Origin of the sequence: Kosakonia sp. SOY2, from assembly GCF_027109175.1 — a bacterium.
Taxonomy (GTDB): Bacteria; Pseudomonadota; Gammaproteobacteria; order Enterobacterales; family Enterobacteriaceae; genus Kosakonia.
The window spans coordinates 2,469,611-2,485,237 of the sequence record NZ_JAPVXH010000001.1; the positions used below are offsets into that span (position 1 = coordinate 2,469,611).

The window sequence follows — 15,627 nt, forward strand, 5'->3', positions numbered from 1 at the left end:
TTTCTCCGGTTGTCCAGGCTTTCATCTTTATCGGAAATGGACTTATTATTAATGTCCAGTTTTCAAATAGTGGACTGTATATGTCATCACGCCGTCTGGGTAGCCACTCGTTACACCGTCTGTTGGGCCACTGGCAACAACCCGCTTCGCGTACGCCGTTATGGCGACAACTTGCCGACGCGCTGCGCCTGCTGATCCTTGATGGCAGGCTGGCAATGGAGACACGCCTTCCCGGAGAGCGTGAACTGGCCTCAATGCTCGAGATCAGCCGCACAACCGTTGCCAGTGCACTCGCACACTTGCGTGATGAAGGTTATCTGGAAAGCCGCCACGGCAGTGGCTCGCGCGTGATCCTGCCCGATAGCCGCGCGATACCCACGCTAAGCACGGCGGGCACAGCACTCGATCTCTCCACTGCCGCGCTCAGCGCTGGCCCGGAAATTCACCAGGCTTATACCCATGCGCTGGCGGCCATTCCGCCTTATCTTTCCCGCACCGGTTACGGGCAATTAGGTGTGCAGGCATTGCGCGAAGCGATTGCCACACGATACACCGCCCGCGGCTTACCCACGCATGCTGATGAAGTGATGGTGGTCAATGGTGCGCTCAGCGGTCTGGCGCTGATTCTGCGCATGCTGACCGGGCCCGGCGATCGCGTGGTGGTCGATCATCCGACCTATCCGCTGGCGATTGCCTCCATTCAGGGAGCGTCGTGCAGGCCGGTTGGCGTTTCTTTACCACAAACGGGCTGGGACATCGACGGTTTCGCCGCGACGCTGGCGCAGACCGCGCCACGGCTGGCTTATTTAATGCCTGATTATCACAATCCAACCGGCCGCTGTATGGATATCGCCACGCGCAAGGCCATCGTCAGCGTTGCCGCGCAAGCGCGCACCACTCTGGTGGTTGACGAAACGATGGTGGATTTATGGTACGAATCTCCGCCACCACCGCCAATGGCGGCGTTTGATAGTAGCAGCACGGTAATTACGCTCGGTTCGGCGGGGAAAACGTTCTGGGGTGGGCTGCGTTTAGGGTGGATCCGCGCCTCATCGCGAACCATTGTCACGCTGGTGCAGACGCGCGATACGCTGGAACTCGGCTCACCGCTGCTGGAACAACTGGCAACGCTATGGCTGATGGAAAATGGCGAAAACTTCCTGCCCGCGCGTCGCGATATGCTCAAAGCACGACGCGATCGCTGTGCAGCGCTGCTGCGGGAACACTTCCCCGACTGGCGTTTCTCACTGCCGGAAGGCGGCCTCTCTTTCTGGATAGAATTGCCCGATATGCTGGCAACGCAGTTTGCCGCCCGTGCAGAAACGATTGGTATCCACCTCGGCGCTGGCCCGCGTTTTGGGCTGACAGGGGCGTTTGAGCGTTATCTGCGTATCCCTTTCGCGCTGGATTCAAATGAGCTGGAAAACGCGCTACTGCGACTTAAACCCTTGTGGCTGGCGCTTCGCGAAACGCAAGCGCCATTAAAACGTAGCGTGGTGTAAAACTCAGGCCGCAGGCGCTGTCAGCGGCTTTATCGACTGGCTGTTAACCCAGCCAGTGGTACTTTTCCCTGACTCGCTAATAAACTGGATCTGCGTCCAGCCCTGCCCGGTTTTCAGCACTCCCACCACATCATTTTTGACAATCCACGCCTTGCGCCGCGTGCTGGTATCCGGTGTGCTGCTGAGATAAACCCGCTCATCAAGCACTTCGGCGAGAGAAACCCATTGTGTCGACTGGGTTTTACTCAACTCAATCCCCTCGTTGATCTGCGGCACCATCACATTCATGCAGCCGTCATGGTTTTGCCCGTTCGCAATCTTCAATGTCACGCTGTCCGCCGTAGCGGAAAGATGCCCCGGCAGCACATCGGAAGACCAGCTGGAAATTTCCGCCTCCCCGGCCGGAGAGACGTTACCCGCCAACGCAAAGGAACAGTTTCGCGTCATGCCAACACCCATGGTTTCAGAGTAGTAGCCCGTGACCTGCCCGGAGGGTGATACCGCCAGTTGCAGCTCTTCATAAACCCCCGACTGCAACGTAGCGGCAAAAGATGCCGTCGATACCGATAACGTCAATGCCAATACGATGTTGCGCATACTCCCTGCCCTTTTATCAGAATTATTTTTTGCGGCTACAGCGTACCGTTTCTGTATAAAAACATCACCAATGAACCCACGCGTTTCCCCCACCAAAAAAGGTAAAAAAGGCTAAGGTTGAAAGACCCGTTTGATTTGTCTTGATGAGGAAAGCGATGGCGGAAAAATTAATGGCGCAGTGTCACTGCGGCGCGGTGGCGTTTTCTGTGCAGCTTTCGGATGGTTTTAACACTGTGCGGCGCTGTAATTGCTCTTTTTGCCGAATGCGCGGCGCAGTTACCGTGTCGGCCCCGCTCTCGGGCATTGAGGTGATTAAAGGCAAGGATAAATTGACCGAATATCGCTTTAACACCGGAACAGCTGTGCACTATTTTTGCTCGATTTGCGGCATCTACACCTTCCATCAGCGGCGCTCAAACCCGGATCAGTATGGTGTCAATGTGGCCTGTATTGCTGGCGTTTCGCCCTTCGATTTTGCGCAAGTTCCGGTTTCAGAAGGTGTTAATCACCCTTCGGATGGCGGAAACGATGGCATTGCGGGGTATTTGCGTTATTCACGCGAGTGAGAAAAACAAAGGAAGCAGAATTGGGTGGGGGCCCTGCCAGCTACATCCCGGCACACACGTCATCTGCCCTGGCTGCTTCCTTCCGGACCTGACCTGGTGAACAGAGTAGCGTTGCGGGAGAACCAACAGAGCCCCCATTGAGAGCGTTGTTAACCAACGCGCTGGCGCATTATCCCTATCCGGGATGGCAATTGCAAGCCGCGCCGGGGCGGATGCTGGTTTCTTGCGCAATCCCCTCTTCACAGCACACGATTGGCTGTTTATGCTGCCTCTTCTTCCTTCAGGACATCACAATGGATACACAGGACTCTTTCCCGCAGCGAGTGTGGCAAATCGTTGCCGCCATCCCCGAAGGCTATGTAACGACCTATGGTGATGTGGCGAAGCTGGCCGGTTCACCGCGCGCGGCACGCCAGGTGGGCGGCGTGCTGAAACGCTTACCGGAAGGCAGCACATTACCGTGGCATCGGGTGGTGAATCGTCATGGTTGTATCTCGCTGACCGGGCCGGATCTACAGCGTCAGCGTCAGGCGCTGCTGGCGGAAGGCGTGGTGGTGTCGGGAAGTGGGCAAATCGATTTACAGCATTATCGCTGGATCTATTAAGGCTCCTCCCAACCGGGAGGAGCACAATCAGATTAGTACTGCGTCGGCGCAGGTGTCGCTTCCGACGGGTTTACCTGAGTGGGAGAAGTGGAAGGCACTGTTGTTGCCGCCCCACCACTTTGTTGCAGCGGCACAGCGGTTTGCTGTACCGGCACCAGCGTCAGGTCAACTTTCGTACCGCCCTGGTTGATAACCGGCTTAACCGTATCGGTAATAAAGACGATTTTGTTGTCAATGGTAATCGCCGCGCTCAGCAGGATGCGGGCGTTGGGCTGAATATCTGCCGGGTTAAATGGCAGCACAAAGCTAAACGGTGACTGTTTACCTTCAGTACGGACAGCTTTCTGCGCCAGTACCTTCGACGGGGCATCTGCCTGCGAAGCATCAGAAACCGTCACGGTGAGTACCGCGTTTGGCGGCAACGCCACTTTCTGACGGATCCAAACCGTACCCGAAACATTCGGTTGCGTGATCGCCGGTTTATTTGTTGCCGCAGGTGCATTTGGGTTAGGTGCAGGTGTCGGAATATCGCCGCCCTTTTGGGCGCAGGCAGACAGCGCGACCGCGACTGCTAAACCACTTAACATGTGCACGAGTTTCATTGATTTCTCCTTATCTTCAATGCACCGGCAGGCGTTTCGCCCGCCAGGATGTGTGGTCAAACCATCGTAACCTGAACAAGTGTGGCACACGTGCGGGATATATTCCTGCAAACTGCCATCTATTCAGATTATTGAACCCATCGGACCAGCAATTTTTCCAGGTTATACTATTCGGATAATTCGCTCCGTCAGCCGTTATTAATTTGAGGAAATCTATGAGTCAGGCGTTATCCAATCTGCTGGCATTACTGAACCTGGAAAAAATTGAAGAGGGCTTGTTTCGCGGGCAGAGCGAAGATCTCGGCTTGCGCCAGGTTTTTGGCGGCCAGGTCGTCGGCCAGGCTTTGTATGCCGCCAAAGAGACCGTTCCTGCCGAGCGCCTGGTGCATTCATTCCATAGTTACTTTTTACGTCCGGGCGATAGCGAAAAACCGATTGTTTATGATGTGGAAGTGCTGCGTGATGGCAACAGTTTCAGCGCCCGACGCGTTGCGGCCATCCAGAACGGCAAACCTATTTTCTATATGACCGCGTCGTTCCAGGCACCGGAAACCGGCTACGAGCACCAAAAAACGATGCCGCCGGCACCGTCGCCGGATTCACTGCAATCTGAAACGGATATTGCCCGCGCGCTTGCCCACTTGTTACCTCCGCAGGCCAAAGAGAAATTTCTCAGTGACAAGCCTCTGGAGATCCGCCCGGTTGAGTTTCATAACCCGCTAAAAGGCCACGTTGCCGATCCCACCCGCCAGGTATGGATCCGCGCAAACGGCACCGTGCCGGACGATTTCCGCGTGCATCAATATCTGCTTGGATATGCTTCGGACTTTAACTTCCTGCCGGTTGCGCTTCAGCCGCATGGTGTGGGCTTTCTTGAGCGCGGTATGCAGGTTGCCACCATTGACCACTCCATGTGGTTCCATCGCCCGTTTAATATGAACGAGTGGTTGCTCTACAGTGTGGAAAGTACGTCAGCTTCCAGCGCTCGCGGTTTTGTGCGCGGTGAGTTCTATACGCAAGAGGGTGTGCTGGTGGCCTCCAGCGTGCAGGAAGGCGTTATGCGCAATCGCAACTAACTGCGCTTTAAACGCTTTAAATGCTTTAAAAAGAAAAGCCTCCGATCGGAGGCTTTTTTATGCTCAGGAGATAACTCAACGTAATCAGGCGTTATAGGCGTTTTCGCCGTGGCTGTTCACATCCAGCCCTTCACGCTCTTGCTCTTCCGGTACGCGCAGACCTACCGTCATGTCCGCCAGTTTGTAGCCGATAAAGGCCACCACGCCAGACCACACGATAGTGATGGCAACGCTTTCCAGCTGTACCAGCACCTGATGGCCCATGGTCACACCTTCAGCGAAACCGACACCGCCCAGCGACGTAGACGCGAAGATACCCGTCAGGATACAACCGACGATGCCGCACACACCGTGCACACCGAAGACATCGCACGGGTCATCTACACGCAACATACGTTTCAGCGCAGTAACGCCCCACAGACCAGCCAGACCGGCAATCAGACCCACAATCAGTGCGCCGCCGACACCCACATAACCACAGGCCGGGGTGATACCAACCAGACCCGCGATGGCACCAGAACAAGCACCGAGCAGAGACGGCTTGCCGCGCATTGCCCATTCGCCAAATACCCACGCCAGAATAGCGGCCGCAGTAGCAACGACAGTGTTCACAAAGGCCAGCGCCGCGATTTCGTTCGCCGAGCTTGCAGAGCCAGCGTTGAAGCCAAACCAACCAACATAGAGGATAGCGGTACCGGTGAAGACCATCGGCAGGTTATGCGGTTTGAATGCTTCTTTGCCAAAGCCCACGCGTTTACCAATCAGGTAAGCACCCACCAGACCTGCAATCGCGGCGTTGATGTGAACAACCGTACCGCCCGCGAAATCCAGCGCGCCGTGGGTTGCCAGCAGACCGCCGCCCCAGACCATGTGTGCAATCGGCACGTAAGAGAGCGTCAGCCATACCACCACAAAAATCAGCACCGCAGAGAAGCGAATACGCTCAGCCAGCGCGCCGACAATCAGGCCAACGGTGATACAAGCGAAGGAACCCTGGAACGCCACGTGGATGTACTGATAAATGCTGCCCATCACGGCTTTCAGTTCGATGTTTTTCAACATTGCCCAGTTGAAGCTGCCGAAGAAGCTGTTGCCCTCGCCAAATGCCAGCGAGTAGCCATACACCACCCACAGGATGCACACCAGAGCGAAGGTGACGGCAACCTGCGTCAGCATCGACAGTACGTTTTTACCGCGGATCAAACCGCCGTAAAAAAGCGCAATGCCCGGAATGGTCATAAACAGCACCAGCGCGGTGCAAATCATCATAAAGCCGTTGTCGGCTTTATCCGCCACAGCGGGAGCCGCCATCGCCAGGCCTGGCAGCAACGCCAGCGAAGCAAGAGCTGTTTTTAATGTTGTGTTTTTCATTGTTCCGATCCCCATCACTGTGTGTCTTGTATTACAGTGCCGCTTCGTCGGCTTCGCCGGTACGAATACGAATGACGCGTTGCAGCTCGGCAACGAAGATTTTGCCGTCGCCAATTTTTCCGGTGTAGGCCGCTTTGCTGATCACATCGATCACTTCATCGAGTTGATCGTCAGCGATAGCCACATCAATTTTCACTTTTGGCAGGAAATTGACGCTATATTCCGCACCGCGGTACAGCTCAGCGTGACCCTTCTGACGGCCAAAGCCTTTCACTTCAGTTACGGTCAGCCCTTGAATACCAATAGAAGAAAGCGCTTCACGCACGTCTTCAAGTTTGAATGGCTTAATCACCACGGTAACCAGCTTCATAGATCCCCCTCCAGTCGAATTCGATAATGGCCGCAGCTAACACGCAATAGACATTGCAATCGTTGTGCCAGGAATGAAAACAGGGAAGATTTCAGGTTGTTAGTGCGCCCGGACGGGCAGAGCAAGAAAGGGGAAAAACTTTGCTTATGATTCGGCAGGTTAAGCGCAAAGAAAAACGCACCATGACAGTGCATGGTGCGTTACTTTTTTGCACCAACAGAGAGTCCGTGAAGGTGCGTGCTTAATTTTGGTGCATCAGGCGATAAGCGACTCTTCGCGCGCGCTGGCAGCCAGCTCTTCACCGGCAAGCTGTAACTGATACATCTGCCAGTAACGGCCCTTCGCTTCAAGCAGTTGCTGATGAGTACCGCGCTCAACCGCCTGACCGCGATGCAGCACCAGAATCGTTTCTGCCTCAACAATGGTCGATAAACGGTGGGCGATCACCACCAGCGTCGTATGCTCACGCACGGCCGCCAGCGCGTGCTGAATTGCCTGTTCGGTGCCGGAATCGATGTTCGCTGTCGCTTCATCCAGAATCAGGATCTGCGGCGTATCAACCAGCACGCGCGCCAGCGCCAGCAGCTGTTTTTGCCCCACCGAGAGGTTATTACCCTGCTCGCCCAATCGTGTGTAAATACCGTCGCTCATCGTGCGCGCCAGCTCAGCTAACTGCACCGTTTCCAGCGCTTTCCACACCTGTTCTTCGCTGATTTCACGCCCCAGCGTCACGTTGGCGTAGAAGCTGTCCGCCAGCACTACCGGATCCTGCTGCACCATCGCCACACCTTTGCGCAGCGGCGCATGCCCTAATGCAGACAGAGGACGCCCGTCCAGCCGGATCTCCCCTTTCGTCAGCGGGTAATAGCCCATTAACAGGCTGGCCAGCGTACTTTTGCCACTGCCGGTGTGCCCGACCAGCGCGACAAAACTGCGCGGCTCCACGTGCAAGGAGATATCCTGCAGCACCAGTTGATCGTCGCGGTAAGCAAAAGAGAGATTGTCGATATCGATAGACCCGCTTTGCAGCGGCGCGTCATCGTAGCCGTAAGTCTGGCGCGGCCTGTCCATCAGCTCGAACACGCGCTCACCAGCGACTACCGCCTGCTGCAGCATTGACTGCTGCGTTGTCAGTTCAATCAACGGCTCGTTAAGACGCCCGAGATAGCTGATGAAGGCATACAGCACTCCGACCTCTACCGTGCCTACGGACGAGAAACCGAACAGCATCAGCAAGCCACACAGCACCAGCGCGGAGAAAAGACTCAACAGCGGACGCAGCAAAAAGCCGTCCAGCCGCAGGGTTTGCATGCGGGCGATATAGTGCGAACGGCTGGATTCGCTCATGCGTTCCCCAAAACGCGCCTGCTGGCGAAACTGCTGAATAACGCTCATCCCGTTGATGATTTCGTTGAAACCATCATTGATATCCGCCAGATAAGCACGCATGCGCCGCACAATGGGCGTGCTGTAACGCTGGTAAAGCAGCATCACTATCAGCACCGCCGGGAAAATCGCCATCGCTACCAGCGCCATGCGCCAGTCGAGGCTAAACATCGCTACCAGCATTGCGCCAATCAGCGCCGCGCTGCGCAACACCGTTGCCACCACCGTGACGTAGAGATCGCGGATCACTTCAGTATCATTGGTCACGCGCGAAATAATCTGCCCGACGGGCTGGGTGTCAAACGCACTGAGCGGCTGACGCAGGGCGGCATCCATCACATCGGTACGCAACTGTTGCACCACGCCGACCGCCGCCTGGTTAAACAGCAGTGCTTGCGCATAATGCAGCAGGGCCGCAAGTAATTGCAGGCCGACATACACCGCCGCCATCCCGGCAACCACGCCGAGCGGCAGATAGTTTTTCGCCACCATATTATCGATAAAGTAGCTGATCAGCGCCGGGCCGGAGACTTCGGCAATCGCCGCGACCCACAGCATCAGCACCGCTTTAGCCAACGGTTTGCGCCACGGCGAGCCGTATTTCAGCAAGCGTTTCAGCGTTGGCCACTGTTTGGTGAAATTACGCATCAACCGCCTCCTGCGGAACATCATTCAGCGCCGCCTCAAGTTGCTGATAGCGATACATATCGCGATACCAGCCCGGCTGGCGCGCCAGTTGCTCGTGCTGGCCACGTTGTGCGATGTGCCCATGCTGCATGACAATAATCTCACTGGCCTCGGTCAGCGCCGACAGGCGATGCGCGCTGATAATAACGGTGCGCCCTTCGCCCCACTGGCGCAGGTTGTGCAAGATCTGGTGTTCAGTACGCCCATCTACAGCGGAGAGCGCATCATCAAGGATTAAAATCTCCGCATTCAGCAGCAGCGCACGGGCAATCGAGATCCGCTGTTTTTGCCCGCCGGAAAGCATCACACCGCGCTCACCCACTTCGGTGTCATACCCCTGCGGCAAACGCAGAATATCGTCGTGCACGCTGGCAAGTTTCGCCACATGCTCGATCTCCTCCTGCGTCGCGCCAGGTTTACCCAGCGCAATATTGTTGCCCACAGTATCGGAAAAGAGGAATGGCGTCTGGTTGACCACCGCCAGCCGGCTGCGCCAGGCGTCCAGTTGCAGGCGCGTCAGGGGGATATCATGAAAACGGATATCGCCCTGCTCAACATCGAAATGGCGCTGAATCAGAGAAAGCAAGGTGGTTTTCCCGGCGCCTGTCGGGCCGCAAATGCCCAACATCTGGCCTGGCGCCAGCGTCGCTGCCACGTTGTTAAGCACCGCGCTCCCGGTCTGCGGGTAACGAAATTCACGGATGGCGATATTCAGGTTACCGCGCCCTTCCGGCACCGGTTCGGTGCCATCATTCACTACCGGTGCTTCCGCCAGCATATCGCGGATACGGCTATAAGCCGCGCTGCCGCGCTCGACGATATTAAACATCCACGCCAGCGCCAGCATCGGCCAAATCATCAGCCCCAGATACATAGCGAAGCTGGTCAACTGGCCGAGCGTTAATGAACCGTGTACTACCATCCAGCTACCGCCGCCAATCGCCAGCATATTTGCCATACCAATGGCGATATAAATAGTGGGATCAAAACGGGCATCAACGCGCGCCACGCGCATGTTTTTTGCACCGGTATCTGCCGCCTCACGGCTGAACAACGCCGACTGGCGATCCTCCAGACCAAACGCTTTGATCATGCGAATGCTGGTCATGCTCTCCTGGGTTCGATCGTTTAACGCGGAAAACGCCGCCTGCGCCAGCTTAAAGCGCTGATGCAATTGATCGCCGTAACGCTTGATAACCAGCGCCATAATCGGCATAGGTAATAGCGACAGCAGCGTGAGCTGCCAGCTGATTTGCGTTGACATCACCACCAGCACCACGCAGCCCATCACCAGCGAATCCACCAGCGTCAGCACCCCTTCGCCCGCGGCGAAAACGACGCGATCGACATCGTTGGTCGCGCGGGCCATCAAATCACCGGTGCGGTGGCGGAGATAAAATTCCGGGTGTTGTCGGCTCAACTGACGGTAAAAATCTTCCCGCAACTCAACGGCCAGTTGATAGGATGCGCCGAACAGCCAGACGCGCCAGACGTAGCGCAGCAAGTAGGTGATAATAGCCACAGCGACTAAAACACCTACCCACATCCACACTTGTTGCGTGGTGAAGTGCTGTTCGGTGACGCCATCCACCACGATCCCCACCACTTTGGGCGGGATAAGCTGCAAGATAGCAATGATAATAAGTAAGGCGACAGCCCCGAGATAGCGTTGCCATTCCCGGCGAAAGTACCAGCCTAACTGAGCAAATAATCGCACGCGGTTACATCCTGAACGTGATTTTCCGGCAGTGAATTACTGCCGCGAGGGTTATTCAATGGGCAAAGCCGTGGTGTATTTTATCTGTTCCATGGCGAAGCTAGAAGTGACATCTGACAGCCCCGGAACGCTGTTCACCAGCTTCTTGTAAAAGTCGTCATAACGTTTCATATCTGCCACCTGCACACGCAGAAGATAGTCGTATTCTCCCGCCATGCGCCAGAAACCGAGCACTTCCGGCATCTGCGTGACTTCGTTAACGAAACGGCAGTACCAGTCGCTGCTGTGATGCTGGGTTTTGATCAGCACAAATGCCGTTAAATTTAACCCCAGTTTTTCGGCATCCAGCACCGCCACCCGACCGAGTAAAATGCCGTCATCTTCCAGCCGCTTCAGACGTTTCCAGCACGGTGTGGTGGTCAGATTAACGGCATCTGCCAGCGCCTGCAAAGAGAGCGAACAATCCTGTTGCAGCAGCGAAAGCAGTTTGCGGTCAATTTTATCTAACATTACCCACCTCAGGAGAATATTTTTCTCTTAACAGTCTAATACAAAGGCGAAATGACAACCCTTTTTTCTTTCTCTTTCGCTAGACTGGGCACAAAATGACAAACGGATAACCACCATGAATAGCAACTGGGTTAAATACGCTATCAATGAAATCAACGCGGACGCACAGCGCTCAGCAGATACCCATTTGATCCGCCTGGCATTGCCGGGTTTTGCAGGCATCAACCTCTATTTAAAAGATGAAAGCACTCACCCGACCGGCAGCCTGAAGCACCGTCTGGCGCGCTCGCTGTTTCTTTACGGCTTATGCAACGGCTGGATCAAAGAGGGCACCACGATTATTGAAGCCTCCTCCGGTTCCACGGCGGTTTCAGAGGCGTGGTTCGCACGGCTTTTAGGTTTACCGTTTATTGCCGTGATGCCGCACTGTACGGCGAAACGCAAGATTGAGCAGATTGAGTTCTACGGCGGTCGCTGCCACTTTGTCGATAGCGCCTGCGAGATTTACGCCGAGTCCGAACGGCTGGCGAAAGAACTGAACGGTCACTATATGGATCAGTTTACTTTTGCCGAGCGCGCAACCGACTGGCGTGGCAATAACAACATTGCCGACAGTATTTTCCGCCAGATGAAAAATGAACCGCATCCGCAACCCGACTATATTGTGATGAGCGCGGGCACTGGCGGGACTTCCGCCACCATTGGCCGCTATATTCGCAGCCAGGGGTATGGCACCCAGCTGATGGTGGTCGATCCTGAAAATTCAGTGTTTCTCGACTACTGGCAGCATCGCGACGCCAGTCTGCGAAGCGCAGTGGGCAGTAAAATCGAAGGCATTGGCCGCCCGCGTGTGGAACCCTCGTTCATCGCCGACGTTGTTGATGAGATGCTGCGCGTGCCGGATGCGGCAAGCATTGCCACCGCGCAATGGCTGGAAACGCAACTGGGGCGCAAAGTGGGTGCATCCACCGGTACCAATATGTGGGGCGTGTTGCAGCTTGCCGCACGAATGCGTGAAGAAGGCCGCAGCGGCTCTATCGTGACGCTGCTCTGCGACAGCGGTGAACGCTATCTGGACACCTACTACAACCCGCAATGGGTAGCGGCGAACTTTGGTGATATTGAGCAGTGGAAAGCCGAAATCACCCGCCTTACGGCATAAAAAAAGCCAGGCAGTAGTGCCTGGCTCGCTGGAAAGATCTTTTCATTCGGGGGAATAAGGAAGATTGGGTGTGTCCAGCCAGTGGGTCAAAAAGTGTGATACCGCCTGATCCCGGCAGTGTCCAATTACCGGTAAATGGGGCAGCGCCGCACGCAGTTGCGGCATGGCGTTGCCCATGATCATTCCTTTTCCGACGCTTTCGAGCATCTCTCTGTCATTCATCGCATCGCCAAATGCCATGCAATCCTGCAACGAATAACCCAGCGTTGTGCTGAGCACCGCCAGCGCCGAGCCTTTATTGCACCCCACCGGCAGGATTTCCAGGCAGTCCATCGCGGAGAAACACAAGTGTGCGCGTGCGCCCAGCACCTCATTTAACTGAATGCGCAAACGGCAAAGATCGTCGTGATCGCCAACAAAGCAGATTTTGGTCACGTCATGCGCGGACAGGCGTTTGAGATCGGTGAGCTGGTAAGTAAACCCGCTGTAAAGGTGCGCCTGCAATGTCTCTGGCAGCGCTTTGTCGGTCAACCAACCCGAATCATTGAAAACATGGACAGTGGCCTCGGTTTCCCAGCGGCTGTGCAGCACCAGATCGGCCACTTCCGGGCTGAGATCCTGCCGATATAACACGTCACCTTCACGAGAATGGATCCGCGTACCGTTGCCGGTAATTAAAAAAGCGTCAATCGCGATAGCGCTAAGAATACGGCGCATCTCCAGCGCGTGACGCCCGGTGGCAAAAGCGAGCGTCACCTCCCGCTCATGCAAGCGCCGGAGGGTTGCTAAGGTTTGGTCGCCCAAACGATGGTCGGGCATTAACAGGGTGCCATCCATGTCAAAAGCGGCCAGACGTGCCATGATTTTTCTCCGCTTGTAGTGCGTTTTTGTGAAGTTCAGTGTTGTGTTCCAGTATTGCGTGGGATATACGGAAGTAATAGTGAATAGATAAAAATTATTATTCCGGGTTTATGCGACAACTTAATCGGCTTAATCAATACCAGCGTCTGTGGCAGGCATCCGCCGGTGAGGCGCAATCCGTCAGCATTGGTGAACTGGCGGCGCGCTGTTTTTGCAGCGAGAGGCATATGCGCACGCTGCTGCGCCAGATGCAGGAAGCAGGTTGGTTAAGCTGGCAGTCGCAATCCGGGCGCGGCAAGCGCGGCGAGCTTCATTTTCTCGCCACACCTGAATCCCTGCGTAGCGAAATGCTGGAGTTCGCGTTAAACGCCGGGCAACAGCAGAACGCGCTGGCGTTAGCGCAGCTCGATCCTGACGATCTGCGCGCGTTGCTCAATCCCTTTCTGGGTGGCTTATGGCAAAACGAAACGCCGACGCTGCGTATTCCCTATTATCGCCCACTGGATCCGCTGGTACCGGGCTTTCTCCCCGGCCGTGCGGAGCAGCATTTAGCCGGGCAGATTTTTAGCGGCTTAACGCGTTTCGTCACGCGCAGTTTCCAGCCGCAGGGCGACCTGGCACATCACTGGGATATCAGCCCGGATGGCTTGTGCTGGCGTTTTCATCTGCACTCAACGTTGCACTGGCATAACGGCGACGCCGTGACGGCTGAACAGTTGCAGGCGCAACTGCACAAGCTGCTGACGCTGCCCGCCCTGCAAAAGCTATTTGCCAGTGTCGAACGCATCGACATAACGCATCCCTGGTGTTTGACCTTCAAGCTGCATCACCCGGATTACTGGCTGGCGCACAGGCTAGCCAGCTATGGCAGCCGTCTGGCGCACCCGCAGCAGCCGATGCTGGGCACCGGGCCTTTTCGGCTGGTGACATTCAGCCGGGAACTGGTTCGCCTGGAAAGCCACGACTATTACCACCAGGGCCACCCGCTGCTTAAAGCGGTGGAATTCTGGATAACCCCGCAACTCTTTGAGCAAGATCTCGGCACCAGTTGTCGGCACCCGGTACAGATTGCCATTGGCGAGGCCGATGAGTTGCAACACTTGCAGCCGGTGAGTAACAGTATCAGCCTGGGGTTCTGCTACCTTACTCTGCGCCCGGGTGCGCGGTTAAATGACGCCCAGTTACGCAGGCTGGTGCAGATTATTCATCACTCTTCGCTGCTGCAAACGCTGCCGCTGGATGAGAATCTCATCACGCCAAGCCAGGAGCTATTACCCGGCTGGCAAATGCCTGACTGGCCCGCCGAACAGGTTTCGCTACCGGGCAGACTTACGCTGGTTTATCACTTACCCGTGGAGTTACACACCATGGCGGAACAGTTTAAGCGGCATTTGCAGACACTTGGCTGCGAGTTGACGGTGATTTTCCATGACGGCAAAAACTGGGAAGGTTGTACTCATCTCGCCAGCGCCGATTTGATGATGGGTGACAGGCTGATCGGCGAAGCGCCAGAATGCACGCTGGAACAGTGGTTGCGCTGCGATCCGCTGTGGCCAAACCTGCTGAGTACGCAACAATTTGCGCATCTGCAAGCCACACTGGATGCGGTTCAGCGCCAGCCCGACGAACAGCAGCGCAACCGCGCGCTACAGGATGTTTTTTATCACTTGATGGACAACGCCATTCTCACGCCGATGTTTAATTATCAGTACCGTATCAGTGCACCGCCGGGCGTGGAAGGGATCCACTTAAATACGCGCGGCTGGTTTGATTTTGCCGAAGCCTGGCTCCCTGCCCCATTGCTGTGAAGAAGCTGGTCGCTGCCAGTCGCTCGCGCTACCATAGCGCTTTATTTGTCATTGTCAGGAAGAATTATGAAACGTGCCGTTGTTGTGTTTAGTGGCGGACAAGACTCCACAACCTGCCTGGTCCAGGCGTTACAGCAGTACGATGAAGTGCATTGCGTAACCTTTGATTACGGCCAGCGCCATCGTGCAGAAATTGATGTGGCACGAGAACTGGCGCTAACGCTGGGCGCACGCGCGCATAAAGTGCTGGATGTAACGCTGCTGAATGAACTGGCGGTGAGTAGCCTGACGCGTGACAGCATCCCGGTTCCGGATTATGAACCCGACGCGACCGGCATTCCGAACACCTTCGTACCGGGGCGTAATATTCTGTTTCTGACGCTGGCCGCCGTGTATGCCTATCAGGTGCAGGCGGAAGCGGTGATCACCGGCGTATGCGAAACTGATTTTTCTGGTTATCCCGACTGCCGCGATGAGTTTGTTAAGGCGCTGAATCATGCGGTTAACCTGGGCCTGGCAAAAGAGATTCGTTTCGAAACGCCGCTGATGTGGATTGATAAAGCCGAAACCTGGGCGCTCGCTGATTACTGGGGCAAGCTGGATCTGGTACGCAGCGAGACACTGACCTGCTATAACGGCATCAAAGGCGATGGCTGCAGGCATTGCGCAGCCTGTAACCTGCGCGCCAACGGTTTACAGCACTACCTGGCGGATAAACCCGCCGTGATGGCGGCAATGAAACAAAAAACCGGGTTGAAGTAAGCACAATACATAGCCCGGTGAGTATGCTCGCCACCGGGCTTTAGC

At 55.7% G+C, this 15,627-nt stretch carries 15 protein-coding genes and 1 other RNA gene; 7 read left to right on the top strand and 9 right to left on the bottom strand.

What is annotated here, in order from left to right; genetic code table 11:
• The first annotated feature begins 80 nt into the window (after positions 1-80).
• Positions 81-1,502, top strand: coding sequence for a MocR-like transcription factor YczR (gene yczR, locus O3S68_RS11755; protein ID WP_269231565.1), 1,422 nt, complete (start codon positions 81-83; stop codon positions 1,500-1,502).
• Positions 1,503-1,505: 3 nt separating this feature from the next.
• Here yczR and O3S68_RS11760 read toward each other — a convergent pair whose 3' ends face one another.
• Positions 1,506-2,099 carry a hypothetical protein gene (locus O3S68_RS11760; protein ID WP_269231566.1) on the bottom strand — a complete coding sequence of 198 codons (594 nt, stop codon included), beginning with the start codon at positions 2,097-2,099 and terminating at the stop codon, positions 1,506-1,508.
• Between the two features lie 155 nt (positions 2,100-2,254).
• On the opposite strand from O3S68_RS11760, the gene O3S68_RS11765 reads away from it, so the two are divergent.
• Complete coding sequence (locus tag O3S68_RS11765) at positions 2,255-2,665, top strand: GFA family protein (RefSeq protein ID WP_045509202.1); 411 nt, start codon at positions 2,255-2,257, stop codon at positions 2,663-2,665.
• A gap of 31 nt (positions 2,666-2,696) precedes the next feature.
• Here the strand turns inward: O3S68_RS11765 and ffs are convergent.
• An RNA gene (gene ffs / locus O3S68_RS11770) (signal recognition particle sRNA small type) lies at positions 2,697-2,793 on the bottom strand.
• A 165-nt stretch (positions 2,794-2,958) separates the two neighbouring features.
• Between ffs and O3S68_RS11775 the strand changes: the two genes are divergently transcribed.
• Complete coding sequence (locus tag O3S68_RS11775; protein ID WP_017458903.1) at positions 2,959-3,270, top strand: MGMT family protein; 312 nt, start codon at positions 2,959-2,961, stop codon at positions 3,268-3,270.
• 32 nt (positions 3,271-3,302) lie between these two features.
• On the opposite strand, the gene O3S68_RS11780 is transcribed toward O3S68_RS11775, so the two are convergent.
• Positions 3,303-3,872 carry a YbaY family lipoprotein gene (locus O3S68_RS11780; RefSeq protein ID WP_020456783.1) on the bottom strand — a complete coding sequence of 190 codons (570 nt, stop codon included), beginning with the start codon at positions 3,870-3,872 and terminating at the stop codon, positions 3,303-3,305.
• A 215-nt stretch (positions 3,873-4,087) separates the two neighbouring features.
• Here O3S68_RS11780 and tesB point away from each other — a divergent pair, with 215 nt between their 5' ends.
• Positions 4,088-4,948: an acyl-CoA thioesterase II gene (gene tesB, locus O3S68_RS11785; protein ID WP_020456782.1), complete on the top strand. Its 861-nt coding sequence runs from the start codon at positions 4,088-4,090 to the stop codon at positions 4,946-4,948.
• Positions 4,949-5,032: 84 nt separating this feature from the next.
• Here the strand turns inward: tesB and amtB are convergent, their stop codons facing one another.
• The 5 genes from amtB to O3S68_RS11810 form a co-directional block, all read right to left on the bottom strand.
• A complete protein-coding gene (gene amtB, locus O3S68_RS11790) occupies positions 5,033-6,319 on the bottom strand; it encodes an ammonium transporter AmtB (RefSeq protein WP_020456781.1) in 1,287 nt (428 codons plus the stop codon).
• A gap of 31 nt (positions 6,320-6,350) precedes the next feature.
• Entirely contained in the window at positions 6,351-6,689 is a 339-nt protein-coding gene (gene glnK, locus O3S68_RS11795) for a P-II family nitrogen regulator (RefSeq protein WP_002891893.1), read from the bottom strand.
• Positions 6,690-6,944: 255 nt separating this feature from the next.
• Complete coding sequence (locus O3S68_RS11800) at positions 6,945-8,723, bottom strand: SmdB family multidrug efflux ABC transporter permease/ATP-binding protein (protein ID WP_097406278.1); 1,779 nt, start codon at positions 8,721-8,723, stop codon at positions 6,945-6,947.
• On the bottom strand, positions 8,716-10,479 hold the full coding sequence (locus tag O3S68_RS11805) for a SmdA family multidrug ABC transporter permease/ATP-binding protein (protein ID WP_269231567.1): 1,764 nt from the start codon (positions 10,477-10,479) through the stop codon (positions 8,716-8,718). The genes O3S68_RS11800 and O3S68_RS11805 overlap by 8 nt, the downstream gene beginning before the upstream one ends.
• 51 nt (positions 10,480-10,530) lie before the next feature.
• A complete protein-coding gene (locus O3S68_RS11810; RefSeq protein WP_017458897.1) occupies positions 10,531-10,989 on the bottom strand; it encodes an Lrp/AsnC family transcriptional regulator in 459 nt (152 codons plus the stop codon).
• 115 nt (positions 10,990-11,104) lie between these two features.
• On the opposite strand from O3S68_RS11810, the gene O3S68_RS11815 reads away from it, so the two are divergent.
• Entirely contained in the window at positions 11,105-12,151 is a 1,047-nt protein-coding gene (locus tag O3S68_RS11815; protein WP_269231568.1) for a PLP-dependent cysteine synthase family protein, read from the top strand.
• Between the two features lie 42 nt (positions 12,152-12,193).
• Here O3S68_RS11815 and cof read toward each other — a convergent pair whose 3' ends face one another.
• Entirely contained in the window at positions 12,194-13,012 is an 819-nt protein-coding gene (cof, locus tag O3S68_RS11820; protein ID WP_249879645.1) for an HMP-PP phosphatase, read from the bottom strand.
• 110 nt (positions 13,013-13,122) lie between these two features.
• Between cof and O3S68_RS11825 the strand changes: the two genes are divergently transcribed.
• The gene (locus O3S68_RS11825) at positions 13,123-14,820 is read left to right on the top strand and encodes an SgrR family transcriptional regulator (protein ID WP_269231569.1); all 1,698 of its coding nucleotides are present in this window, start codon (positions 13,123-13,125) and stop codon (positions 14,818-14,820) included.
• 66 nt (positions 14,821-14,886) lie between these two features.
• Positions 14,887-15,582, top strand: a complete 696-nt coding sequence (gene queC / locus O3S68_RS11830; protein WP_269231570.1) for a 7-cyano-7-deazaguanine synthase QueC — start codon at positions 14,887-14,889, stop codon at positions 15,580-15,582.
• The last annotated feature ends 45 nt before the right edge of the window (positions 15,583-15,627 follow it).